The 21,186-nt window shown below is 72.1% G+C and carries 24 protein-coding genes and 1 pseudogene; 10 read left to right on the top strand and 15 right to left on the bottom strand.

The features are described from left to right. Positions 1-8 precede the first annotated feature (8 nt). On the bottom strand, positions 9-134 hold the full coding sequence (locus ACWD3C_RS10620) for a hypothetical protein (protein WP_451142216.1): 126 nt from the start codon (positions 132-134) through the stop codon (positions 9-11). Positions 135-194: 60 nt separating this feature from the next. Between ACWD3C_RS10620 and ACWD3C_RS10615 the strand changes: the two are divergent. Both ACWD3C_RS10615 and ACWD3C_RS10610 read left to right on the top strand, forming a co-directional pair. Continuing rightward, a pseudogene (locus ACWD3C_RS10615) lies at positions 195-452 on the top strand (MFS transporter); the annotation flags it as partial. 59 nt (positions 453-511) lie between these two features. Continuing rightward, positions 512-673 carry a hypothetical protein gene (locus ACWD3C_RS10610; protein ID WP_451142294.1) on the top strand — a complete coding sequence of 54 codons (162 nt, stop codon included), beginning with the start codon at positions 512-514 and terminating at the stop codon, positions 671-673. Positions 674-687: 14 nt separating this feature from the next. On the opposite strand, the gene ACWD3C_RS10605 is transcribed toward ACWD3C_RS10610, so the two are convergent. Then, positions 688-2,280, bottom strand: a complete 1,593-nt coding sequence (locus ACWD3C_RS10605) for an alpha-amylase family glycosyl hydrolase (protein WP_451142214.1) — start codon at positions 2,278-2,280, stop codon at positions 688-690. 54 nt (positions 2,281-2,334) lie between these two features. Between ACWD3C_RS10605 and ACWD3C_RS10600 the strand changes: the two genes are divergently transcribed. Together ACWD3C_RS10600 and ACWD3C_RS10595 are read left to right on the top strand one after the other, a co-directional pair. After that, complete coding sequence (locus tag ACWD3C_RS10600) at positions 2,335-3,066, top strand: class I SAM-dependent methyltransferase (RefSeq protein WP_451142212.1); 732 nt, start codon at positions 2,335-2,337, stop codon at positions 3,064-3,066. A gap of 465 nt (positions 3,067-3,531) precedes the next feature. Next, a complete protein-coding gene (locus ACWD3C_RS10595) occupies positions 3,532-3,879 on the top strand; it encodes a DoxX family protein (RefSeq protein WP_451142210.1) in 348 nt (115 codons plus the stop codon). Between the two features lie 66 nt (positions 3,880-3,945). Here ACWD3C_RS10595 and ACWD3C_RS10590 read toward each other — a convergent pair whose 3' ends face one another. The 8 genes from ACWD3C_RS10590 to ACWD3C_RS10555 form a co-directional block, all read right to left on the bottom strand. Continuing rightward, positions 3,946-5,100, bottom strand: coding sequence for a serine hydrolase domain-containing protein (locus ACWD3C_RS10590; protein WP_451142208.1), 1,155 nt, complete (start codon positions 5,098-5,100; stop codon positions 3,946-3,948). 100 nt (positions 5,101-5,200) lie between these two features. Continuing rightward, positions 5,201-5,617, bottom strand: a complete 417-nt coding sequence (locus ACWD3C_RS10585; RefSeq protein WP_451142206.1) for a nuclear transport factor 2 family protein — start codon at positions 5,615-5,617, stop codon at positions 5,201-5,203. A gap of 10 nt (positions 5,618-5,627) precedes the next feature. After that, on the bottom strand, positions 5,628-6,596 hold the full coding sequence (locus tag ACWD3C_RS10580) for an acetylxylan esterase (protein ID WP_451142204.1): 969 nt from the start codon (positions 6,594-6,596) through the stop codon (positions 5,628-5,630). An 85-nt stretch (positions 6,597-6,681) separates the two neighbouring features. After that, positions 6,682-8,307 carry a solute symporter family protein gene (locus ACWD3C_RS10575; protein ID WP_451142282.1) on the bottom strand — a complete coding sequence of 542 codons (1,626 nt, stop codon included), beginning with the start codon at positions 8,305-8,307 and terminating at the stop codon, positions 6,682-6,684. Further along, the gene (locus tag ACWD3C_RS10570; RefSeq protein ID WP_451142202.1) at positions 8,304-8,621 is read right to left on the bottom strand and encodes a DUF485 domain-containing protein; all 318 of its coding nucleotides are present in this window, start codon (positions 8,619-8,621) and stop codon (positions 8,304-8,306) included. Before ACWD3C_RS10570 ends, ACWD3C_RS10575 begins: the two co-directional genes overlap by 4 nt. Positions 8,622-8,972: 351 nt before the next feature. Continuing rightward, positions 8,973-9,554, bottom strand: coding sequence for an Rv1733c family protein (locus ACWD3C_RS10565; RefSeq protein WP_451142200.1), 582 nt, complete (start codon positions 9,552-9,554; stop codon positions 8,973-8,975). 412 nt (positions 9,555-9,966) lie between these two features. After that, positions 9,967-10,722, bottom strand: a complete 756-nt coding sequence (locus ACWD3C_RS10560) for a ferredoxin reductase (protein ID WP_451142198.1) — start codon at positions 10,720-10,722, stop codon at positions 9,967-9,969. Further along, positions 10,715-11,320 (bottom strand): sulfite oxidase-like oxidoreductase, encoded by a 606-nt coding sequence (locus tag ACWD3C_RS10555; RefSeq protein WP_451142196.1) that lies wholly within the window; start codon positions 11,318-11,320, stop codon positions 10,715-10,717. The genes ACWD3C_RS10560 and ACWD3C_RS10555 overlap by 8 nt, the downstream gene beginning before the upstream one ends. A 165-nt stretch (positions 11,321-11,485) precedes the next feature. On the opposite strand from ACWD3C_RS10555, the gene ACWD3C_RS10550 reads away from it, so the two are divergent. The 3 genes from ACWD3C_RS10550 (at position 11,486) to ACWD3C_RS10540 (ending at position 14,108) form a co-directional block, all read left to right on the top strand. Further along, a complete protein-coding gene (locus tag ACWD3C_RS10550) occupies positions 11,486-12,418 on the top strand; it encodes an NADP-dependent oxidoreductase (protein WP_451142194.1) in 933 nt (310 codons plus the stop codon). Next, a complete protein-coding gene (locus tag ACWD3C_RS10545) occupies positions 12,415-13,161 on the top strand; it encodes a GNAT family N-acetyltransferase (protein WP_451142192.1) in 747 nt (248 codons plus the stop codon). Before ACWD3C_RS10550 ends, ACWD3C_RS10545 begins: the two co-directional genes overlap by 4 nt. A 155-nt stretch (positions 13,162-13,316) precedes the next feature. Next, complete coding sequence (locus ACWD3C_RS10540) at positions 13,317-14,108, top strand: putative protein N(5)-glutamine methyltransferase (RefSeq protein ID WP_451142190.1); 792 nt, start codon at positions 13,317-13,319, stop codon at positions 14,106-14,108. Between the two features lie 632 nt (positions 14,109-14,740). Here the strand turns inward: ACWD3C_RS10540 and ACWD3C_RS10535 are convergent. After that, a complete protein-coding gene (locus tag ACWD3C_RS10535) occupies positions 14,741-15,406 on the bottom strand; it encodes an NUDIX hydrolase (protein WP_451142188.1) in 666 nt (221 codons plus the stop codon). 230 nt (positions 15,407-15,636) lie between these two features. Between ACWD3C_RS10535 and ACWD3C_RS10530 the strand changes: the two genes are divergently transcribed. Both ACWD3C_RS10530 and ACWD3C_RS10525 read left to right on the top strand, forming a co-directional pair. Next, positions 15,637-17,652: an oxidoreductase gene (locus tag ACWD3C_RS10530; protein WP_451142186.1), complete on the top strand. Its 2,016-nt coding sequence runs from the start codon at positions 15,637-15,639 to the stop codon at positions 17,650-17,652. A 32-nt stretch (positions 17,653-17,684) separates the two neighbouring features. Continuing rightward, a complete protein-coding gene (locus ACWD3C_RS10525) occupies positions 17,685-18,239 on the top strand; it encodes a PadR family transcriptional regulator (protein ID WP_451142184.1) in 555 nt (184 codons plus the stop codon). Positions 18,240-18,280: 41 nt separating this feature from the next. Here ACWD3C_RS10525 and ACWD3C_RS10520 read toward each other — a convergent pair whose 3' ends face one another. Together ACWD3C_RS10520 and ACWD3C_RS10515 are read right to left on the bottom strand one after the other, a co-directional pair. Next, entirely contained in the window at positions 18,281-18,823 is a 543-nt protein-coding gene (locus ACWD3C_RS10520; protein ID WP_451142182.1) for a hypothetical protein, read from the bottom strand. Positions 18,824-19,199: 376 nt separating this feature from the next. Further along, positions 19,200-19,331, bottom strand: a complete 132-nt coding sequence (locus ACWD3C_RS10515) for a hypothetical protein (protein ID WP_451142180.1) — start codon at positions 19,329-19,331, stop codon at positions 19,200-19,202. Positions 19,332-19,421: 90 nt separating this feature from the next. On the opposite strand from ACWD3C_RS10515, the gene ACWD3C_RS10510 reads away from it, so the two are divergent. Beyond that, the gene (locus ACWD3C_RS10510) at positions 19,422-20,108 is read left to right on the top strand and encodes a glycoside hydrolase family 75 protein (RefSeq protein ID WP_451142178.1); all 687 of its coding nucleotides are present in this window, start codon (positions 19,422-19,424) and stop codon (positions 20,106-20,108) included. 27 nt (positions 20,109-20,135) lie between these two features. Here ACWD3C_RS10510 and dhaM read toward each other — a convergent pair whose 3' ends face one another. Next, the gene (gene dhaM / locus ACWD3C_RS10505; protein WP_451142176.1) at positions 20,136-20,552 is read right to left on the bottom strand and encodes a dihydroxyacetone kinase phosphoryl donor subunit DhaM; all 417 of its coding nucleotides are present in this window, start codon (positions 20,550-20,552) and stop codon (positions 20,136-20,138) included. After that, positions 20,545-21,144, bottom strand: a complete 600-nt coding sequence (gene dhaL, locus ACWD3C_RS10500; protein ID WP_451142174.1) for a dihydroxyacetone kinase subunit DhaL — start codon at positions 21,142-21,144, stop codon at positions 20,545-20,547. The genes dhaM and dhaL overlap by 8 nt, the downstream gene beginning before the upstream one ends. Between the last annotated feature and the right edge of the window lie 42 nt (positions 21,145-21,186).

Below are 21,186 nucleotides of genomic sequence, written 5' to 3'. Positions count from 1 at the left end.
ACGCCTCCTCAGGCGGCCGGCCCGTCCCGTGGGTGCTCGACGGGGGTACGGGCGGGCAGGCCGCGCAGGAGGGTGTCGAGGGAGAGGTCGAAGCGGGGCGGAGTCCCGCTCGGGGAGAGGACCTGTCCCGTCACGGCCGGCCACTCCCGCAGTACGTCCAGACACCGGAGGACGCCGGCTACGGATTCGGGGCCATGGCCACCACGGCAGGGCTGGTGCTCGCGCCGATGGCCGCCGGGATGGTGCCGGCGGCGCCCCTCTCGGCACGGCTGTCGGCCCGTACGGGCAGTCGTACGACGTTCCGGACCGGCGCGGCGCTCGCGGCGGTGGGCCTGGCCTCGCTGGGTGTCGCGCACGAGGAGCTGTGGCACTTCGTCGCCGCGGGCGCCGTGCTCGGTGTCGCGTACGGCTTCGTGTTCGCGTCGCTCGGCGGGCTCGTCGTCAGCGCCGTACGACCCGACCGGACGGGCGCGGCCACCGGCGTCAACACGCTGCTGCGGACCGTCGGTGGGTGGTCGTCGCCCAGGCGGCGGTCGTCATCACCACCTCCGACGCACCGGGCCCCACCGAGTCCGGCTGCACCACGGCCTTCGCCACGGCGGCGGCCACCGCGGGCCTCGCCCTGGCCCTCTCGGCGGCTCTCCCGAGGGGCGGTGCCAAGGCAGGGCCGTGAGGGGTGGGGTGCCTCTATCGGCTGTCGAGTTCGAAGATCCCGTACCCGAAGCCCTGCGCGGCGATGCTGTCGGCGGAGACATGGACGCCGGAGGCCTCCAGTGCCACCGCCCGCCGGGTGTCGTTGTAGGCGTGACTCCCGCCGTTCCGCTGCGGGTTGACCACCACGAGGTACCGCCCGCCGCGTACGTACACGAACGGGTAGCCGGCGTGCAGCACCTCCACCGAGCCGCCGGAGCCGAGTTCGGGGGCGACCGCGCGCAGGGCGACGAGGCGGCGTACGAGGTGGAGGAGGGAGGTGTCGTCGGCGCGCTGGGCGGTGACCGTCGGGCGGTCCGGCGACGGGTCGACGGGGAGGTAGAGGAGTTCGGACGGGGCGGTGGAGAAGCCGGCCGCCGGGGTGTCGTCCCACTGCATCGGGGTGCGGGAGCCCGCGCGGTTGTAGCGGGGGCCGAGGACGCTGCCCTCCTTGTCGGGCAGGCCCGGGACGTAGCGCATGCCGATCTCGTCGCCGTAGTAGATGGCCGGGAGCGTCGGCCAGGTGAGCTGGAAGGCGAAGGCGGCGGGGAGCTGTTCGGCCGTGCGGGGGCCGCAGTTGAGGCGGGAGAAGTCGTGGTTGGCGGTGGGGAGGGAGATGAAGCCGGTGCCGTTCAGGGCTGTGGCGGCCTTCTCGTAGGCCTCCAGGAACGGGCGCGGTGAGCCCTTGCCGCTCGGGTCGAAGAAGCAGTCCAGGGGGTCCCAGGTCTCGTTGACCGTGCCCGTGCCGTTGCTCCACAGCGAGCGCAGGGCGAGGCCGTCGGTGGGGCCGCCGAACTGGAGGAAGAAGTCGGTGTGGAAGCCCGCCGGGACCGACACCTCGGGCTCGCCCCACTCCGAGAGGAGGACGGCGTCGGGGTGGGCGGCGTCCAGCCAGTGGCGCAGTTCCGTCCAGAGCCCGGCCGTCTCCCGCTTGTCCGGGTCGTCCTTGACCAGGGAGGAGGCCATGTCGACGCGGAAACCGGACAGGCCGAGGCGCAGCCAGTGGTCCATGATCGAGCGGAGCGCCTCGCGGTTGGCGCGCGGACCCTCGGCATCGACCGGCCGGCGCCATGGTTCGGCCGGATTCTCGCGGGCGTAGCCGAAGTTGAGGGCCGGCTGGGAGTCGAAGAAGTTCGGCAGGTACGCGCCCGGACGGGTACCCGGCGAGGCGACGAAGCCGTCCGGGCAGCCCTCCGGCGTCCAGATGTAGCGGTCGTCGTCCGGGTCGTCCGCCGAGGCCCTGAACCACGGGTGCTCGTCGGAGGTGTGGCCCGCGACGAGGTCCAGGAGAACCCGGATGCCGCGGCGGCCCGCCTCGTCGACGAGCGCCGCGAGATCGTCGTTCGAGCCGTAGCGGGGCGCGACGTGTCGATAGTCGGAGACGTCGTATCCGGCGTCGCGGAACGGTGAGACGAAGCACGGGTTGAGCCAGACGGTGTTGATGCCCAGCCAGGCCAGATGATCGAGGTGTTCGGTGATTCCGTTGAAGTCGCCTACGCCGTCGCCGTTCGAGTCGGCGAACGACTGCGGGTAGATCTGGTAGAAGACGGCGTCGGCCAGCCACGAGGGCGCGGGGCGGAACGAAGTCATGCAGGGGACCATAGGTCAGCACATACGGAGCGCGCTGCCCCTAAGCTGAACGTGATGTTCACCCCGCAAGGTCCCAGCCTCCGCGAACTGGCTGTGCAAGCGCTGTCCTCCGTCGAGCGCGGCTACGACCTGCTCGCGCCCAAGTTCGACCACACGCCGTTCCGCACCCCGGAGTCGGTCCTGGACGCCGTCGAGCGGGCGCTCGGCCCCCTGGGACCGTTCGAGCACGGGCTCGACCTGTGCTGTGGCACCGGCGCGGGGATGGGCGTCCTGAGCGAGGTGTGCCGGAAGTCGGTCACCGGGGTCGACATCAGCGCGGGGATGCTGGCGGTGGGCCGCGAGGAGGTTCCCGAGGTCCCCGGCCGGCCGCGTGTCGCCTGGGTACGCGGTGACGCCCTCGCCCTGCCCTTCGGCCCGGTCTTCGACCTGGTCGTGAGCTTCGGGGCGTTCGGCCACTTCCTGCCCCGTGAACTGCCGGCACTGTTCTCCCAGGTCCACTCCGTGCTGCGCCCGGGCGGCCGTTTCGCCTTCCCGCTCCCGGCGCCCGCCCCGCCGTCCTCCCCCTGGTACTGGGCCATGCTCGGCTTCGACACGGCGATGCGGGTACGCAACGCCCTCTGGCGTCCGCCGTTCATCATGTACTACCGGACGTTCCGCCTCAGCGACGTGCGGCGGGAGCTGGAGCGCGCCGGGTTCGAGCTCGAACTCTTCGCGCTCCCCGAGTTCGGACAACGACGCGACGGAAGCCCCCGCTGCCGGATGGTCGTGGCGACGCGCTCCGGCTGAGCGCGGACGCCCGCGTCCCGAGTGCCCTGGCGTCCGTCCTGAGGACGGCCCGCCGTTCGGCAAGCAACCGGAGACACGCTCCGCCACGGGAGGACCTGCCGCTCGCCGGGGGCGACGACGCCGAACTCGTCGTGCGGATACGGCCGTTGCCGGTCGCGGGCTGAACACGGGCGCGGCCGCGCACTTCACCGACGCCCTCTCGCCCCGCCTCCACACCCGTCGGCGGACCCCGCGTCCCGTACCCGCCGCCGAGTCGGCCGTCCGCTTCACTCCGTCCCTCGGCCGAGGCGGGACCGGTCGACGGCGGCTCCCGGGATGGGTGCCTCAGGCCGAGGCTGAGGTTTCTCGAAGATCTTCCGCCTGTCCCGTCACACTCATCCGTCGCGCGCCGTCGAGGTGGTGACGCACCCACCGCACCCGGCCGGAGCGAGTCCGCCCCGGCAGCCGATCGATGAGGAGCACCCCATGTCCACCGCCCACGCCATCGTTACCGTTCTCGCCGCCGTCATGGTCGGCTTCTCCGCCGTCTCCGTCTTCCTCCGCGTGCCGTGGGTCGTGCGGCCCATGGCCGACTACGGCGTCCCGCGCTCGTGGTGGGTCTGGCTCGGTACGGCCAAGGCGCTCGGGGCCGTGGGCCTGCTCGTCGGTCTGGCGGTGCCGGTCATCGGTGTCGCGGCCGGGATCGGGCTGGTGCTGTACTTCGCCGGGGCCGTCGTCACCGTGGCGCGGGCACGCTGGTACACGCACATCCCGTACCCGCTGGTGTACGCGGCGCCGGTGGTCGGGGCGCTGGCACTGGGCCTGGCCGCCTGAGACCTGGGCCTGCCGCCGGGCGCCCGACGAGCAAACGACTCTGGGCGGCGCCCGGCGACGGCACGCTCACAACGCGCCGTACACCGCGTCGACGAGGGCCATCTTCCGCGGGTCGTCGGCGATGTGCGGGCCCATGCGGTTCATGACGTAGCCGAGCGAGACGCCCGCCTCCGGGTCGGCGAGGCCGCAGGAGCCGCCGAAGCCGTCGTGACCGTAGGCCCTCGGGTTCGGCCCGTACGAGCCGTTGGGGCCGCTGAGCCACAGGCCGAGCCCGATCTCCGTCTCGTGCTCGAAGCCGGCGCCGAGCACCAGGTCACGGCAGCTGCCCTGCCCTTCCCGGACCCGCTCGACCGCCTCCGGCGACAGTATCCGGCGGTCGCCCCACAACCCCTGCTGGGCGAAGATCCCGTACAGCGCGGCGACCGCCCGTGCCGTGCCGTGGCCGCCCGCGGCCGGTATCTCAGCGGCCCGCCACCGCGAGGTGTTGGCCTCGGCCGCGCCGACGACCGGGTTGGTGAGGGCGGCGAGTGCCGCGGGCGCCAACTGGGCGAAGAAGGCGGCCCGTTCGCTGGTGGAGGCGACCGGAGCATGCACCAGCTCGGCGGCGCGCCCGGCCTCCTTCTCCGGCAGCCCGATCGTGAAGTCGATGCCGAGCGGCCCGGTCACCTCCCGCTCCAGGAAGGCTCCCGGCAGCAACCCCGAGATCCGCCGGACCACTTCACCCACCAGGAACCCATACGAGAACGCGTGGTACCCGGACCGCGTCCCCGGCTCCCACCAGGGCTCCTGCTCGGCGAGGCGCTTGACGGTCAGCTCCCAGTCGCAGAGCTGCGCGAACGAGTGCGGCTCACGCGGCCCGGACAGCCCCGCCCGGTGCGACAGCAGATGCCGTACGAGAACGCCCTCCTTTCCCGCCGCCGCGAACTCCGGCCAGTACGTGGCCACCGGGGCGTCGAAGTCGAGCAGCCCGCGGTCGGCGAGGATGTGGGCGCACAGCGCGGTCGGGCCCTTCGAGGTCGACCACACGTTGACCAGCGTCTCCCGCTCCCAGGGCCGGGTGCCCGCCGCGTCGGCCCAGCCGCCCCACAGGTCCACCACGGTCTCGCCGCCGAGCGTGACGCAGACCGCCGCGCCCAGTTCCCCGCGGGCACGGAAGTTCTCCTCGAACGCGGTGCGCACCGTCTCGAAACGTGGGTCGCAGTGACCGTGAACCTCGGGCATGGGTGGTCCTCCGTCGTCCGGGTGTCGGGTGGGGCCCGGAGACGGATCCGGGCCCCATGAACATACCGACTGGTCGGACAGGGGGGAAGTCGTCGTGCGGCTATTCGGTCACCGGAGTGAGGAACAGCGGGCCGGCCGGTTCCCGGTGGCCCTGGGCCGTGTGCCAGTAGTCGCGGGCTTCCACGGCCAGGCCCTCCGTGTCGAACCGTACGAGGACACACCCCGCCAGCGTCGACGGCTCCCCGTTCTCCTCGCCGAGCACGCGGAACTCCGCGACGGCCAGGCCGTCCTGGCCGATCACGGGCGGGGAGAACCGTACGTCGAGCGCGCGCTCGTCGGTGAACGACCAGCGCAGGTACGCGGCGAGTTCGTCCCGGCCCCGGTGCGGTTCGCGGAACGGCATCGAGCGGTGGACGCAGTCGTCGGCGTACAACGCGAGGATCGCGTCGACGTCATGGGCCGCCCAGGCCCGCTCCCAGACCCGGACGAAACGGCGGGCGGCCTCGGCCGTCTCCACGGCGGCGCCCTCAGAGGTGCTTCGGGAGCCAGCTCAGCTGGGCCGCCTGCTGGTAGGGGCCGCCGCCCTCGTGGTCGTTGAAGTCGTACACCTCGATGTGCTTGTTGTCGTGTCCCCAGGCGTTGAAGGCGGCGAACACCGTGGACGGCGGGCAGGTCTGGTCCTCCAGGGCCGCCGAGAACAGGGCCGGTGCCCGGCCGCGCGCGGCGAAGTGCACGCCGTCGAAGTAGGAGAGCGTGCGCAGGACCTGCTCGGTGCGGCCGCGGTGGGTCTTGAGGAAGTTGCCGATCTCCCGGTACGGGTCGCGGTCCGTCAGGACCGTCGCGCGCGGGAAGTCGCACAGGAACGGCACGTCCGGCGCGATCGCGGCGAGGTCGGGCACCAGGCCGCCGACGGCGAGGGTGATGCCGCCGCCCTGGCTGGAACCGACGGCCGCGACGCGCGCGGCGTCCACGAGGGGGTGGGAGCGGACCGCCTCCACCGCCCGTACGGCGTCGGTGAACACCCGCCGGTAGTAGTAGTTCTCGGGGGCGTCCACGCCCCGCGTCATGAAGCCGGGGAAGGCGGGGGCGCCGCCCACCGGGTCCGGGGTGCCGCCGCCACCGCCCCACGCGCTGCCCTGGCCGCGCGTGTCCATCACGAAGTGCGCGAATCCGGCCGAGGCCCACAGCAGATACTCGTGCGGCAGGCCGCGGCCACCGCCGTACCCGATGTACTGGACGACCGCGGGCAGCGGGGTGTTCGCCCAGGCCGGCAGGACCAGCCAGCCCTTGACCGGGTGGCCGCCGAAGCCGGAGAAGGTGACGTCGTACACCTTGACCGTCTTCAGCTGCGTCTCGACCGGCTCGAAACGCGCGTCGAGGTCGTGCTCGCGGGTCTCCTGGAGCGTCTTCGCCCAGAACCCGTCGAAGTCCTCGGGCTCCGTTGAAGCGCTTCGATGGTCACGAAGCTCGTCCAGGGGCAGGTCGAACAGGGCCATGAAGGGACCACCTTCTGAGGTCGGTCATGCGGATGATCACACCGTACGGTGCGGGTCCGGAGGCCGCCAAGGGCCTCCGGACGAATCACCGCTGGTCGGCGCCGACCAGAGCGCGGACCTCGAACTCCTCGAACACCTGAGGCTCCTGGGGTTTGCTCAGTACGGAGCCGAGCCAGCCCAGCAGGAAGCCCGCCGGGATCGACACGATGCCGGGGTTCTGCAGCGGGAACCAGGCGAAGTCGGTGTCCGGGTAGACCGAGCTGGGAGTGGAGGAGATGACCGGGGAGAACACGACCAGGAGCACCGAGCAGAGCAGGCCGCCGTACAGGCTGAGCAGGGCGCCGCGGGTGGTGAAGCCCCGCCAGAACAGGCTGTAGACGATCGTCGGCAGAATGGCGGACGCCGCGATCGCGAAGGCCAGGAACGCCAGCGTGGCAGTGCTCGTGCCCCAGGACAGCAGGGCCAGCAACATGCCCATGACACCGATGAGGGCCGCGGCGATCCGGGCGACGGCCACCTCCTCCGTCTGTGTCGCCTTCCCCTTGCGGATCACTTCGCTGTAGAGGTCATGGGCGATCGAGGAGGCCGCGGCGAGTGTGAGTCCGCCGGCGACTCCGAGCAGCGTGATGAAGGCCAGGCTGGACAGGAGTGCTACGAGCACGGGGCCGCCGAGCTCGTGCCCGAGCAGGAGCACCGCCGCGTCGCCCCTGGGGTCGACTTCCGCGATCTGCTCCCGGCCCACGATCCCCGTGGCGCCCAGACCCAGCACGCCCGCCATCAGACACACGAAGCCGACCAGCCCCACGGCCCATACCACCGAGCCGCGCAGAACACGTGTGGTGCGCGGGGCGAGCAGCCGCATCATGATGTGCGGCAGCGCCGCGAGTCCGAGCACGATGGCCAGTTGCAGGCTGAAGAAGTCCAGCTTGTTGGTGGTGGTGCCGCCGTACCGCAGCCCGGGGCCGAGGAAGCGGTCGCCCAGGGCGCTGTTGTCGGCGGCGGACGACAGGAGTTTGTCGATGTTCCAGCTGAAGTGCTGCAGCACCATGATGGCGGTGATCCCCACCCCGACGACCAGCATCACGGCCTTGACGACCTGGATGATCGTGGCGCCCGGCATGCCGCCGATCGCCGCGTACACCACGACTATGGTGCCGATGACCACCACGCACATCGTCCGGGCCGTCCCGCTCGGGGCGCCGATGAACTGTGCCAACAGGGCTACGCTGCCCACGAGTTGGGCGACCAGGTACAGGAGGCACACGGCCAGTGTGCACAGGGCGAGCGCCAGCCGGACCGATCGCTGTCCGTGCGGCAGCCGCAGCGCCAGGGTGTCGCCCAGTGTGAACTTGCCCGAGTTGCGCAGGGGTTCCGAGATCATCAGCAGCGCCATCATCCAGGCGACCACCGTGCCGCCCAGATAGAGCAGACCGTCGTAGCCGGTCAGCGCGACGATTCCCGTACTGCCCAGCAGCGTCGCGGCCGACAGGTAGTCACCGCACATCGCGAGCCCGTTGCGCAACGGCGACATGTCACGGTTGCCGAGGTAGAACTCGCTGATCTCGTCGCGCTGCGGGGCCGTCAGCAACACCGTGAACAGGGTGACCACGACGACGGAGATGAACAGGACGAGCGTCAGTTGCAGACTGGCCCGGTCGGCGATACCGGCCGCGTTCACGGAAGCCTGCGCCGGCACGGCAGCGTGCGTCACCACGTGCGGAACCGCCTTCCCGCCGGGACACGGCGCTGCTGCGCCTGCGTCTGCGCCTCGTTCTCGCGCAACTGGGCGCGCAGACGGCGGACGGCCGGGTCGACCCGGTCGCGCATGTGGCGGACGTAGAGCCAGATCGTCACGCCCATGACGAGGAACTGGAAGAGACCCAGAGCCAGACCGACCGTCAGATGGCCGACCAGCGGCTGGTTCATCACACCGGCGGCGAAACTCGACAGCAGGACGTATACCAGGAATCCGCCCACCGAGACAAGCGTCGCCACCACGCCGAAGGAGCGATATGCGCTGCGCATTGAATAGAATTCAGGAGAGTTGTGTACCGACCCCGGACTTGTGGGTTCAACTCCTGGTGGACGAGTCGGGTAAAAACCGTCGTTCGGCGGTGGGTGTAGGGACATAATGCACCTTCTTCGCTGCCTTATGTCGCGCACGTGACCTGTCCGAGCTGCGGAAATATGCCAGGGGGACGACCGCAGGGGAATAGGTCACGTTTTGGTCGCGGACCATGGGGAAGGGAAATTGGAGTATGGCAGTGCGCCCCTTGAACAATCAACCTGATGGCGAAATGGAAAACGCGGCTGTTCAGATTCGGCTCCGTGCCTGCCTGTTGAGCCTGTCCGCAATTTGACTTGAGGTCAGTCTCGTCAGGCCCAGCGGCGTGCCCAGACGGGCTCGGTGCGGGACCACTCCCGTTCCCATTCGGCCAGCCGGCGCCGGGTGGCGACGGCGCGCACGGCGGCGTACGTGACGAGGACGACGGTGACGACGCCACCCGTGGCGCACGCTCCGGCCGCCACGGTGTGCTGCCAGATCACGGCGTCGGTCGTCGGCGGCTCGGCGCTGCGGCCCCGCTCGTCCAGCCAGACATCGGCGCGATCGCCGCGTCGACTGCCCGCCGGGACGTGGGCGAGGCCGGTGCGAGTGCCCTCGTCCGGCTCGGTCCAGCGTGCCTTCACGGGGAACATGGGTTGCTTGCCAGGGACCGAGGGGATCGTGGCCGGGGCGTTCTCGACGAGGACGGCGCTCACCCGGTGGCGCTCGGCCCGCTCCCGCTCCGCCGTGGCCCGTACGCTCTCGTGCGCCCACCAGCCCGTGGCGATCCCGGCGGTGGGCGCGCCGACCAGCAGCAGGACGACGACGATCAGGACCGTCCACCCCTCGACGACATCGCAGCGGCGGCGCAGCGGGTTGGGGCGCCGACGCCAGCCGCGCACCCGGGTTCGCATCTTCGACCTCCTCGCGACCGAGAGCCCTCGCGCGGGGCCCGTGCACATCTCACCGGGGCCCACCGCTGGGACCCGCACACCGAGTACCCCGTGAACCGGAAGAGGTGGCGTGCCGAAAGACCGCCGGGCGCAACCTGGGCGGCCGAGGCAGGACAGCAGGGGCGTGTGAGGTGACGCACGTCAGCGGACCGGGACGGCGGAGCCACGTCGGCCGAGGTGTGCCCGCCGTGGAGTACGGCGGTGGAGGGCGCCCCGCGTCAGCTGAAGCGCGGCAGCCGTGGAGCGCCAGCCAGGGAGGGGCAGTCGGGGGGCGTCAGCCAGGGAAGGGCAGCCAGGGAGGGGCAGTCGGGGGGCGTCAGCCAGGGAGGGCCAGTCGTGGAGCATTGGCCAAAGCGGGCCCGCCGCCGCCCCGTCAGCCGAAGCGCTCGATCCGGATGCGGTCCACCGGCTGCCCCGCCTCGACCAGCAGCCGTGAGGCGTGTTCCGCGAAGCCGTTGGAGCCGCACACATAGGCCTCCCACCCATCAGGAGGCGCCGTGGCCAGGAGCGGTGCCAGGTGCGCGGCCGACATACGTCCCACGGCCACACCCTCCGGAGCGCCGCGCGTGAAGACGGGGGTGGTCTCCTCCCCGTACTCCCGCGCGTAGATCAGCTCCTCGGGACTGCGCGCCGACACGAGCAGCCGCAGCGGTACGGTCAGCCCGCGCGACCGGTGGTGCCGGACCATCGACATCAGCGGAACGACACCGGAACCTGCCCCGAGCAGCAGCGCGGGCCGGTCTCCGGGCCAGGCGAAGAAGCCGCTGAGCGGACCGCGCACCTCGACCCGGTCACCGGGCCGGGCCACCGTGTGGAACCAGCCGGACACCTCGCCGCCCTCGACATGGTCCAGGGTCAGCTCGATGTGCCCGGTGTCGTCGGGCGGGGACGCGATCGAGTAGTGGCGCTGGGCCACATAGCCGTCCTCGGCGGTGAGCCGCAGCATCAGGTGCTGCCCGGGCAGGTGCCCCGCCCAGCCGGGCACCGCGAACCGGAGGGTGGACGCGCGCGGGGTCTCCCGCCGGATGCCGGTCAGCGTCGCGGTCTGCCAGAGGGAGGCGGCCTGCTCGCTCACAGCGATCCGTCCGGGAACGGCGAGGCGGGTCGGGGGTACGAAGGTCTCAGTCACCGGAGTACCGCTGCTCCTCCCACGGATTCCCGCGCGCGTGGTACCCGTTCTGCTCCCAGAAGCCCGGCTCGTCGTGGTCGAGGACCCGCAGCCCGGCGATCCACTTCGCGCTCTTCCAGAAGTACAGGTGCGGCACCAGGAGCCGGGCCGGACCCCCGTGCTCGGCCGGCAGCGGCCTCCCGTCGTACTCCCACGCGATCCACGCCCGCCCGCCGGTGAGGTCGGCGAGCGGCAGGTTCGTGGTGTACCCGGTGTGCGAGTACGCCACCACATGCGTGGCGGACCCGTGGGGCCGGACCGCGTCCAGGAAAGCGTCCAGCGACACGCCCCCGAACCGCACCCCGAACTTCGACCAGCTCGTCACACAGTGGATGGCCCCCTCGTACGCCGACCCGGGCAGCGCGTGCGCCTCGTCCCAGTCCCAGGTGCGCGGCTCGGCGACCAGACCGTCGACCCGGAACGTCCAGTCGGCGGGCGCCAGATCCGGCGTGACCTCGGCGGACAGAACGGGCCAGTCGTCGCCCGCGTCGTACTGGCCGGGTGGCAGCCCGGTGTCGGGGACGCGCGGGCGCCCGGTGAAGCCTCGGGTGACGTTCATGGTTCAACGGTAAGTGGTCATGGGCGGTGCTCCGTGCGATGGTCACGGCGGACGCGTGAACTCTCCGGTGCTCCGGGAATAGCCGCCGCGTGATCTTCCTTGCTGCTGATGCCGACGCCGGTGGCCCCGGTGACCGGATGACAGCGGAGGAGAGTGAGGGAACCCATGCCGAAGGCGTACGTCTTCACCCAGTACGGAGGACCGGAGACCGAGTCCCTCGTCGAGGTGGACCGGCCGAGCACCGGCCCCGGCGAGCTGCTCGTCGCGGTGCGCGCGGCGGGAGTGAACCCCGTCGATTGGAAGCAGCGCACCGGCTACGCCCGTGCCGGGGGTGTCGCGCGTGCACTGCCCGCCGTGTTCGGCAACGAGGTCGCCGGAGTCGTCGAGGAACTCGGCGACGGCGTGACCGGCTTCGCCGTCGGCGACGAGGTCTTCGGCAACCCGGTGGCCGGCGGCTACGCCGAGTACGCCGTACTGCCCGTCACGGTGGCCGCGCACAAGCCCGTCGGGCTCTCCTTCACGGACGCGGCCACGCTGCCCGTCGCCGCGGCCACCGCGTACGACGGAATCCACCAGCTCGACCTGCCCTCCGGCGCGACCCTGCTGGTCACGGGCGCGGGCGGCGGTGTCGGCTCCGCGGTCGCGCAGATCGCGCACGCCTACGGGCTGAATGTCGTCGGGGTCGCGAGCGAGGGCAAGAAGGGCTTCGTCGAGTCGCTCGGCGCGGTACACGTCCCGTCGGGCCCGGACCTGGCCGAACGGGTACGGGCGGCCGCCCCGGACGGCATCGACGGCGTCTTCGACCTCGTCGGCGGCGATGTGTACGCGGAGGCCGCCACCCTCCTCGCCGACCGTACGAAGCTGATCACCGCCGGGGCGTCCCCGCAGGACGCGGCACGGCTGGGCGGCGCGCGCGTCGCGCGGGCCCGCAACGCCGCCGTACTCGACGAGGTGGCCAGGCTCGTCGTCGAGGGGAAGCTGCGGCCCTTCGTGACGCGGATCTTTCCGCTCGACCAGGCCGCCGAGGCGCTCCGGACGGTCGAGGAGGGCCACGCGCGCGGCAAGGTCGTGATCGAGGTCGCTGAGGTCGCCGAATGAGCCGATCTGACCCTGTGGCGGGTACGGGTGCTCAGCACGTCCTCGACAACCCCGCCCTCGCCGCACTGACCGGTCCGCACGCCCGCTTCGCCGAGCGGCGCGGCAGGGTTCTGCGCTACTCCGTCGACGTATCACCGTGGCTGGCGCTGCCCGGCGAGTCCGACGCCGACGACTGGGCGGACGTGGCGGCGCTGGCGGGCCCCGGCGGGGAGTTTCTGCTGCTCGGGTTCGACGGGCGGGCGCCGTCCGGCTGGGAGGTGGTGTGGCAGGCCGAAGGGGTGCAGCTCGTCGACGACGGGATCGCCGCCGCGCCGGAACCCGAGGCCGTACGGCTCGGCCCCGCCGACGTGCCCGAGATGCTGGCGCTGGTCGAACGCACCGACCCCGGCCCGTTCCTGCCACGCACCCTCGAACTCGGCACCTACCTCGGCATACGCCGGGGCGGTGCCCTCGTCGCGATGGCGGGGGAGCGGCTGCACCCGCCGGGCTGGACCGAGATCAGTGCGGTCTGCACCGACCCCGGGCACCGGGGCGAGGGCCTGGCCACCCGCCTGATCCTCGCCGTCGCCCACGGCATCCGCGAGCGCGGAGAGACGCCGTTCCTGCACACCGGGGCCGGGAACACCAACGCCCTGCGGCTCTACGAGTCGTTGGGCCTCCGGCTGCGCCGTACGACCCGGTTCATGGCGGCGCGGGTACCGGTCGTCGAGGCCGGTGCGGAGCGGATGGCGGTCAACGGGTGAGGTAGTGTGTCCGGGCCAGTCACGATGTCGCCCGAGGAGGTGAGACCCATTACCGCTGTGTCAGGTCGGGTGCTCTCACCTCAACGCGGCGCGGTGCACTGCCAGTAGGCCACCGCGAGAGCGCCCTTCGGCTCACCGAAAGGCTCGCGGCTCCCATGCCCTCCTTCTCAACACCCCTCTTGACGCCCGCTGTTGTCACCGCACTTCGTTCCGCCGGCTGTGTCTTCGCCGAGGACGAGGCGGAGTTGATCCTCTCCACCGCCCGCACCCCGGACGAATCCGCTGCCATGGTGGACCGCCGGGTCGGGGGCGAACCCCTCGAAATCGTCCTCGGCTGGGCCGAGTTCGCGGGCCTGCGCATCACCGTGGAACCCGGTGTGTTCGTGCCCCGCCGCCGCACCGAATTCCTCGTCGAACAAGCCCTGGCCACCGCTCCCGACGCCTCCGTCGTGGTCGACCTGTGCTGCGGCTCGGGCGCGATCGGCGCCGCCCTCGCCACACGCCTCGGCGGCGCCGCCGAGCTGCACGCCGCCGACATCGACCCCGCGGCCGTGCGCTGCGCCCGCCGCAACGTGGCGCCCTTCGGCGGTCACGTCCATGAGGGCGACCTGTTCGCGGCCCTGCCCGACACCCTGCGCGGCCGTATCGCCATCCTCGCCGCGAACGTCCCGTACGTCCCCACCGGCGAGGTCGGCCTCCTGCCGGCGGAGGCCCGCGACCACGAACCCCTCACCGCCCTCGACGGAGGCGCCGACGGCCTCGACATCCTGCGCAGGGTCGCCGCCGACGCGCCCGCCTGGCTCGCCCCCGGCGGCTGCCTGCTCGTCGAGACGAGCGAACGGCAGGCCCCGCAGGCCGTGGAGGCGCTCAGCCGCGATGGGCTGAGCGCGCGGCCGGCGGTGTCGGAGGAGTGGAACGCCCACGTGGTGATCGGCACGAGACGCTGAGCGGGTCCGCGGCAGGCGCGGGTGCGTTCCCGTGCCTGCCCGAACTTCCCCGGACCCGCTTGGAATCTGTCGGGCTGATCACGCCGAGACGGGCGACGCGGAGCGTCGGCGACCGACGGCAACGCGGCTGGGGGCGCCCCCTCCGGGGGAGTGCGTGCCGGACTCCGTGGCCCGGGGTGATCCAGGCCCCAAGCCTGTCGTCCGACTCTCGCCCCAGAGCGCCCACCCTCCGGGCGAACGGCGGGAGTTGGACGACAGGACGGCAGGACCTGAGGGGGTCGGGCGAAGTCAGCTGCGGCCGGGCAGCGCCCCCGAAGGGGCGCGGGGCGGCGTCAGAGCCTGTGTCATATCCCCGGCCGGGCGCCCGCCGCCTGGCACGCACGCTCGCCGCGTTGCCGGAAGGTCCTAGTAGCTCCGCTACGAGGACCTTCCGGCGCCTTGCGATCGCACGCTCCCCCACTCTCGGCTGCGCTCGAGCGGGGGGACCCCCATGACGACGTGCGCTGATCCGGCCGGGGATATGACACAGGCTCTCAACATGCGGCTCCGCCGGGTGGGCGCGACCAGCCATGACGACCGGTACCCGCGCCGCAGACGAACGACGGCACATCGTGGCACTTCCAGCGGAGCGCTCAGCGGGCGCTGCCGCCGCCCTCGCGCACCCCCGCGTCCGCGTACCGGCGGACGACCGGCTCCAGGTAGTCCGACCGCGTCCCGCCGAGGCCGGTCAGCTCGTCCGGGGCGCGGAGTACGGCGATGCGGTCGAACTCCGGTTCGCGCCCGAGCGCGGTCTCCGAGGCCACCAGGCCCGCGAACCGTTCGCGCAGCAGGGAGGCGGGCAGAGGCGGGGCGTGGAAGAGGACGCCGACGCTGCCGTTCTCGCCACGGGTGACGAGCCGCAGGGTCAGGTCGTCGGACGGCGTGACGACACCGGTCTCCTCGACGAGTTCTCGGGCGGCGTGCCGGCGCAGGGCGGCCAGGTCGAGCGGCCGGTGGTCGGCCGGCGGTTCGACGGACCCGCCCGGCAGCTGCCAGCGGCCGGGCGCCGCGGTCCAGGGTGCCATCCGTCCCACCAGCAGACCCCCGTCGTCCGTCGGCTGCACGATGCTCACGAACAGCGACGTCAGCCGCACATCGGCCCCCGGAACCTGCCGCAGGGCGCGGTACCGGTAGGTCACCCGCGCCCAGGTGACGACCAGACTGTCCGGCCCTTCCCACTCCAGCCCCGCACAGGCGGCCATCGGCCCGTCGAAGAGGCTCGGGTTGGCCTGAACCGCCGCGTCCCATATGCGGTTCATGGCCGCCCGGTGTTCGGGCGGCACGGGAGGCACTGAGCCTTCGCTCAGGCGGAGTCGGCGTACATCCAGGAGCTGAGCGCCGGACGGTCGTGGGAGTGGATCGGCCATTGGATCATGCTGGCACATCAGGTGCCCGGTCTTTCCTGCCGCGAGCTTGTTGTGCAACTAGTTGCACAAACCCTGGCTCGTCGTCTACAACGGAACGGACGACGCCACGCACGGAGGCCCCCATGAGCCGTTACCCGCACCTGCTGAGCCCCCTCGACCTGGGCTTCACCACGCTGCCCAACCGCGTACTCATGGGTTCCATGCACGTCGGCCTGGAGGAGGCCGAGCGCGGCTTCGAGCGTATGGCGGAGTTCTACGCGGCCCGGGCGCGCGGGGGAGTGGGGCTGATCGTCACCGGTGGGATCGCGCCCAACGAGGCGGGGCGGCCGTACGAGGGCGGTGCGAAGCTCACCACGGAGGCGGAGGCCGAGCGGCACCGGGAGATCACCGACGCCGTGCACCGCGAGGGCGGCAGGATCGCGATGCAGATTCTGCACTTCGGGCGGTACGCCTACCATCGCGACCTCGTCGCACCGAGCGCCCTCCAGGCCCCGATCAGCCCCTTCGTACCGCACGCGCTCACCGACACCGAGGTCGAGCGGACCATCGACGACTACGCCCGCGCGGCCCGGCTCGCCCGGAGAGCCGGATACGACGGCGTCGAGATCATGGGCTCCGAGGGTTATCTCATCAACGAGTTCATCGCCGCCGGGACCAACCACCGCGACGACCGCTGGGGCGGCTCGTACGAGAACCGCATGCGCTTCCCCGTCGAGATCGTGCGCCGCGTGCGCGAGGCGGTCGGCGAGGACTTCATCGTCGTCTACCGGCTGTCGATGCTCGACCTCGTCCCCGGCGGTTCCACTCTCGACGAGGTGGTCACCCTCGCCCGCGCCGTCGAGGCCGCCGGAGCGACGATCATCAACACCGGCATCGGCTGGCACGAGGCCCGGATCCCCACCATCGCCACCTCGGTGCCGCGCGGCGCGTACGCCTGGGTGACGAAGAAGGTCATGGGCGCCGTCTCGATCCCCCTCGTGACCACCAACCGCATCAACACCCCGGAACTGGCCGAGGGGTTGCTCACCGACGGATACGCCGACATGGTGTCGCTGGCCCGCCCGATGCTCGCCGACCCGGACTTCGTCAACAAGGCACGCGACGGCCGGCCCGAGGCCATCAACACCTGCATCGGCTGCAACCAGGCCTGCCTCGACCACACCTTCAGCGGCCGGATCACCTCCTGCCTGGTCAACCCGCGCGCCTGCCACGAGACCGAGCTGATCCTCTCCCCGACCCGGCTGCGCAAGCGCGTCGCCGTCGTGGGCGCGGGCCCGGCCGGACTCGCCTGCGCCGTCTCCGCCGCCGAGCGCGGTCACCACGTGACGCTGTACGACGCCGCCCACGAGATCGGCGGCCAGCTCAACGTCGCCCGCAAGGTACCGGGCAAGCAGGAGTTCGACGAGACGCTGCGCTACTTCCGTACCCAGCTCGAACTGCACGGCGTGGACGTACGGTTGGGCACATACGTCGACGCGGACGACCTCTCCGAGTACGACGAGGTCGTCGTCGCCACCGGTGTCACCCCGCGCACCCCCGACATCCCCGGCGTCGACCACCCCAGCGTCCTCGGCTACCTCGACGTCCTGCGCGACGGCGCCCCCGTCGGCGACCGGGTCGCCGTCCTCGGTGCCGGCGGCATCGGCTTCGACGTCGCCGAGTACCTCACCGACAGTGGCGACAAGACGAGCGAGGACCCGGCGGCGTACTGCCGGCAATGGGGCGTCGACATGGACTACCGCGCCCCCAGCGGCCTCGCCGCGCCCGAACGGCCCGCCCCACCGCGCTCGGTCCACCTCCTGCAGCGCAAGACGGCCAAGGTCGGCGCCGGACTCGGCAAGACCACCGGCTGGATCCACCGCACCGAGCTCAAGCACCGCGGCGTCACCATGGTCCCCGGCGTCCAGTACGACCTCATCGACGACGCCGGACTCCACGTGACCGTCGACGGCGTACGACAGCTCGTCGAGGTCGACACGATCGTCCTCTGCACGGGACAGGAGCCGCGCCGCGATCTGTACGAGGAACTCGTCGCCGCGGGCCGCAGCGCCCACCTCATCGGCGGCGCCGACGTGGCGGCGGAACTGGACGCCAAGCGCGCGATCAAGCAGGGGACCGAGCTTGCGGCGGCGCTGTAGGGGGCGCGCAGGCCGTCCCTAGGATGACCCCCATGTCACTCCCGCACGCGATCCTCACCGCCCTGCTCGAAAAGCCGTCGTCGGGCCTTGAGCTGACCCGCCGGTTCGACAAGTCGATCGGCTACTTCTGGTCGGCGACGCATCAGCAGATCTATCGCGAGCTGGGAAAACTGGAGGGCGAGGGCTACATCCGCGCCCTGCCGTCCGAGCAGCCGACGCGCGGGCAGAAGAAGAGCTACGAGGTGCTGCCGGCGGGCCGCGAGGAACTGGCCCGCTGGACCGCCACGCCCCAGGACCCCAAGCCGCTGCGGGACGCCCTGCTGCTGCGGCTGCGCGCCTCGGCCGTGGTCGGCACCGCGGGCATCGAGGCCGATCTGCGGCGCCATCTCTCCCTGCACCAGCGGCAGTTGGCGGAGTACGAGACGATCCAGGAGCGGGACTTCGGACCCGACAGAACCTCACCCCAGGACCGGCTCCAGCATCTGATCCTGCGGGCCGGCATCGACCTGGAGACCTTCTGGACCGAGTGGCTGACCCATGCCCTGGAGGAGTTCGAGCAGCTGCCCACGCACGGAGAGCGCACGTAGGCGGCCGTACACACGCCGGCGGCCACCTACGCGGAGAGCCCTCAGAGCCGGTGCGGCTTCGCCCGCCGGCGCAGGAACCAGACCGTCGCCCCCGCGCCCACGGCCACCAGGGCCCCGCCGCCCACCAGCGTGAGGGTGCCGTACTCCTTGGCGGCCCCGCCGACACCGCCGATGACGCCGAGCGAGGGCGAGGCTGTCGCGGAGATGGTGGGGGTCGCGGAGACGACGATGGACTGGGTGCCCGCCGTCTGCTGGTTCGAGCCGCAGATCACGATGACGGTGTACGTACCGGGACTGACGTTGGCCCAGGCGGCGGACTGGGTGGCGCTCGTCCCGGTCAAGGTCGCCTGGCGCCCCTGGGCGAAGTTCGCCTGCCCGCTGGACAGCAGCGAGGCCCTGCCGAAACTGCCGTCGGCGGTCGCGGTCGGGCATGCGCTCGTGGTCACCGAGACGCTGGACCCGGTGGTGCTCACCGAGATCCCCGACCCCTGGGCGGAGACCGACGGGGCGGCCAGGGCGAGCGGAAGCGCAGCGGCGGCGGCCACGGTCGGGCCGGCGCGGAGGAGTAGCTGAATGGTACGCATAGGACTGCCCTCCGGCGGCACGGTTGGCGGTACATCCCTTGCGCCGCCGAGGATCGGGAAACCCCGTGCTGCCACAGGGAGAGCCAACGCGCCCTCGGCCCGGCCCGCATGCGGACGGCCCCCGGGCAGGTGACGGATTCCTTCGTCCGGCGGAGGGCGGAGGGCGGAGGGCTCAGGGCCGAGGGCGCCGGGCGGACGAAGGATGACGAAGCTGTACGTGGCCTCGTCCCGCGGAGCGTCGCCGTACACCCCGGTCGTCCGTCGACATGGTGCCGCGCGGCCCTGTCAAGAGGGTGGACGGAAGGCTTCCCGGTTCGCCGGACCGGTGCGGGCGTACGTATGCTGATGTCTGACGCGGCGTGAACTGGCCTGCCACTCAGGGCAGTTCGTGCTGTACGGCGCGGGCCGCTGTCGTCGCTGATCCCGCGTCGGCGTGGGCGGCCGAGCGGCCGGGGCCGAGCGAGGTCCGGCCTCTCGGCCGCACGCCCGCGAGGAGGGCGCCGTGCACCGTCCGGCCCCCTCCCAGTGGCCGTCTTCCCCGACCCCCTCCACCTTTGGTGAGTGACCGTCAGTGTCCCCCAGGAGAGGGCCCCTTATCGTGCGTGTCCCGTCGCTGACGCTGGCCGTGGCCGGCGCCGCCCTGCTCGCCCCCGTCGCACTGTCCGCTTCGGCACAACCGCGGGAGGCCATACAGCATGAGGGCACCGTCCGCGCCGCCGACCTGCTGGCCCGGCTGCACAGCTGCATGGTCGTCTCGAAGGGCCACTACCGCAGTGACGCCGGTGCCCCCGCCGACATCCCCGTCTGCGGCACACAGGGTGCGGTGTTCTGGAAGGCCGACATGGACATCGACTGCGACGGCCGTCCGGGCGCCCGCTGCAACCGCGACACCGACCCGTGGTTCCACCCGAACACCGCCTACCAGCAGTCCGACGGCCGCCCCCTGGACGCCGAGACCCTCCCGTTCATCGTCGTCCCCGCGCCGAGCGCCATCTGGAACTACCGCGACCACGGAGTCCGCGGCGGTTCCGTCGCCGCCGTCATCCACCAGGGCCGCGTCCAGTACGCCGTCGTCGGCGACACCGGCCCGAGCACGGTCATCGGCGAGGCCTCGTACGCCACCGCCAAGGCCCTCGGCATCAACCCCGACCCCCTCCGCGGCGGCGTCGACTCGGGAGTCACCTATCTCGTCTTCAAGGACTCCCACGTGTCACCCATCGAGGACCAGGCGGCGGCGGTGGCCCAGGGGGAGGAGCTGGCGCGGAGGTTCGTGGAGGGCGAGTGAGGACGCCACGCCCCGTTCGGCCGGGGATCACTCCTTCCGGTACGTGTACGCCTCCGAAGCCGCCGCCGCCACCGCCGCGAGATCCCCGCCTGCCGAGGCCGTGACGACGGCGGCGACCGCGCCCTCGACGAAGGGGGCGTCGACCAGCCGGGTGCGGCCGGGGAGTTCGTCGCCCTCGGCGAGGAGGGCCTTCACGGTGAGGACCGCGCTGCCGAGGTCGGTCAGGACCGCGACCCCGGCGCCGCGGTCCACGGAGGCGGCCGCCTCCGAGATCAGCTCGGCGCTGGTTCCCAGGCCGCCGTCCTCGGTGCCGCCCGCCGGGGCGACCGGAGCGGTCGTACCCCCGCCCGCGAGCCCCTTCGCAAGCTCGGCGACCGAGGCGGCGACAGCGGCGCTGTGCGAGACGAGCACGATGCCGACGAGTTCCTGTGCGGAGTCAGACATCGGCGGCCTCCGCGAGCGCGGCGATCAGCAGCGCGGACGAGGTGGCCCCCGGGTCCTGGTGCCCGATACTCCGCGCGCCCAGATAGCTCGCCCGGCCCTTGCGTGCCTGCAACGGCGTGGTGGCCAGCGCGCCCTCCTCGGCGGCGGCCCCGGCCGCCGTGAACGACTCTTCGAGGGCGTCGACTGCGGGCACCAGAGCATCGACCATGGTCTTGTCCCCCGGAGCGGCCCCTCCGAGGGACATGACCGCGTCGACACCCGTGCGCAGCGCGTCCGTGAGCTGCCCCTGACTCACCTCGCCCGCGTCCCCGAGCGCCTTGCCGGTACGGCGCAGGAGGGTGCCGTACAACGGCCCGGACGCCCCGCCCACCGTCGAGATCAGCTGCCGCCCGGCGAGTACGAGGACGGCGCCGGGCGTCTGGGGCGTCTCCTTCTCCAGCGCGGCCACCACGGCGGTGAACCCGCGCTGCAGATTGCTGCCGTGGTCGGCGTCACCGATCGGTGAGTCGAGGGCGGTGAGCCGTTCGGCCTCGCGGTCCACAGCCGCCGCGGTGGCCGCCATCCAGCGGCGGAAGAAGTCGGCGTCGAGCACGGAGTCTCCTTGCGTGGTACGGATGGTGAGCGAGCGTCGGAT

Source organism: Streptomyces sp. NPDC002845, assembly GCF_053591955.1.
Note: the sequence above shows the minus strand (reverse complement) of the source record. Positions and strands in the feature narration are given on the sequence as shown.

What these genes read in the sequence shown, in the direction of transcription:
- ACWD3C_RS10525 (WP_451142184.1), top strand. Translation starts at nt 17,685, where the DNA reads ATGTCACTCCCGCACGCGATCCTCACCGCCCTGCTCGAAAAGCCGTCG.
- ACWD3C_RS10530 (WP_451142186.1), top strand. Translation starts at nt 15,637, where the DNA reads ATGAGCCGTTACCCGCACCTGCTGAGCCCCCTCGACCTGGGCTTCACC.
- ACWD3C_RS10600 (WP_451142212.1), top strand. Translation starts at nt 2,335, where the DNA reads ATGTTCACCCCGCAAGGTCCCAGCCTCCGCGAACTGGCTGTGCAAGCG.
- ACWD3C_RS10565 (WP_451142200.1), bottom strand. Translation starts at nt 9,554, where the DNA reads ATGCGAACCCGGGTGCGCGGCTGGCGTCGGCGCCCCAACCCGCTGCGC.
- ACWD3C_RS10580 (WP_451142204.1), bottom strand. Translation starts at nt 6,596, where the DNA reads ATGGCCCTGTTCGACCTGCCCCTGGACGAGCTTCGTGACCATCGAAGC.
- ACWD3C_RS10520 (WP_451142182.1), bottom strand. Translation starts at nt 18,823, where the DNA reads ATGCGTACCATTCAGCTACTCCTCCGCGCCGGCCCGACCGTGGCCGCC.
- ACWD3C_RS10540 (WP_451142190.1), top strand. Translation starts at nt 13,317, where the DNA reads ATGCCCTCCTTCTCAACACCCCTCTTGACGCCCGCTGTTGTCACCGCA.
- dhaM (WP_451142176.1), bottom strand. Translation starts at nt 20,552, where the DNA reads ATGTCTGACTCCGCACAGGAACTCGTCGGCATCGTGCTCGTCTCGCAC.
- ACWD3C_RS10590 (WP_451142208.1), bottom strand. Translation starts at nt 5,100, where the DNA reads ATGCCCGAGGTTCACGGTCACTGCGACCCACGTTTCGAGACGGTGCGC.
- ACWD3C_RS10555 (WP_451142196.1), bottom strand. Translation starts at nt 11,320, where the DNA reads ATGAACGTCACCCGAGGCTTCACCGGGCGCCCGCGCGTCCCCGACACC.
- ACWD3C_RS10595 (WP_451142210.1), top strand. Translation starts at nt 3,532, where the DNA reads ATGTCCACCGCCCACGCCATCGTTACCGTTCTCGCCGCCGTCATGGTC.
- ACWD3C_RS10550 (WP_451142194.1), top strand. Translation starts at nt 11,486, where the DNA reads ATGCCGAAGGCGTACGTCTTCACCCAGTACGGAGGACCGGAGACCGAG.
- ACWD3C_RS10605 (WP_451142214.1), bottom strand. Translation starts at nt 2,280, where the DNA reads ATGACTTCGTTCCGCCCCGCGCCCTCGTGGCTGGCCGACGCCGTCTTC.
- ACWD3C_RS10545 (WP_451142192.1), top strand. Translation starts at nt 12,415, where the DNA reads ATGAGCCGATCTGACCCTGTGGCGGGTACGGGTGCTCAGCACGTCCTC.
- ACWD3C_RS10535 (WP_451142188.1), bottom strand. Translation starts at nt 15,406, where the DNA reads ATGAACCGCATATGGGACGCGGCGGTTCAGGCCAACCCGAGCCTCTTC.
- ACWD3C_RS10570 (WP_451142202.1), bottom strand. Translation starts at nt 8,621, where the DNA reads ATGCGCAGCGCATATCGCTCCTTCGGCGTGGTGGCGACGCTTGTCTCG.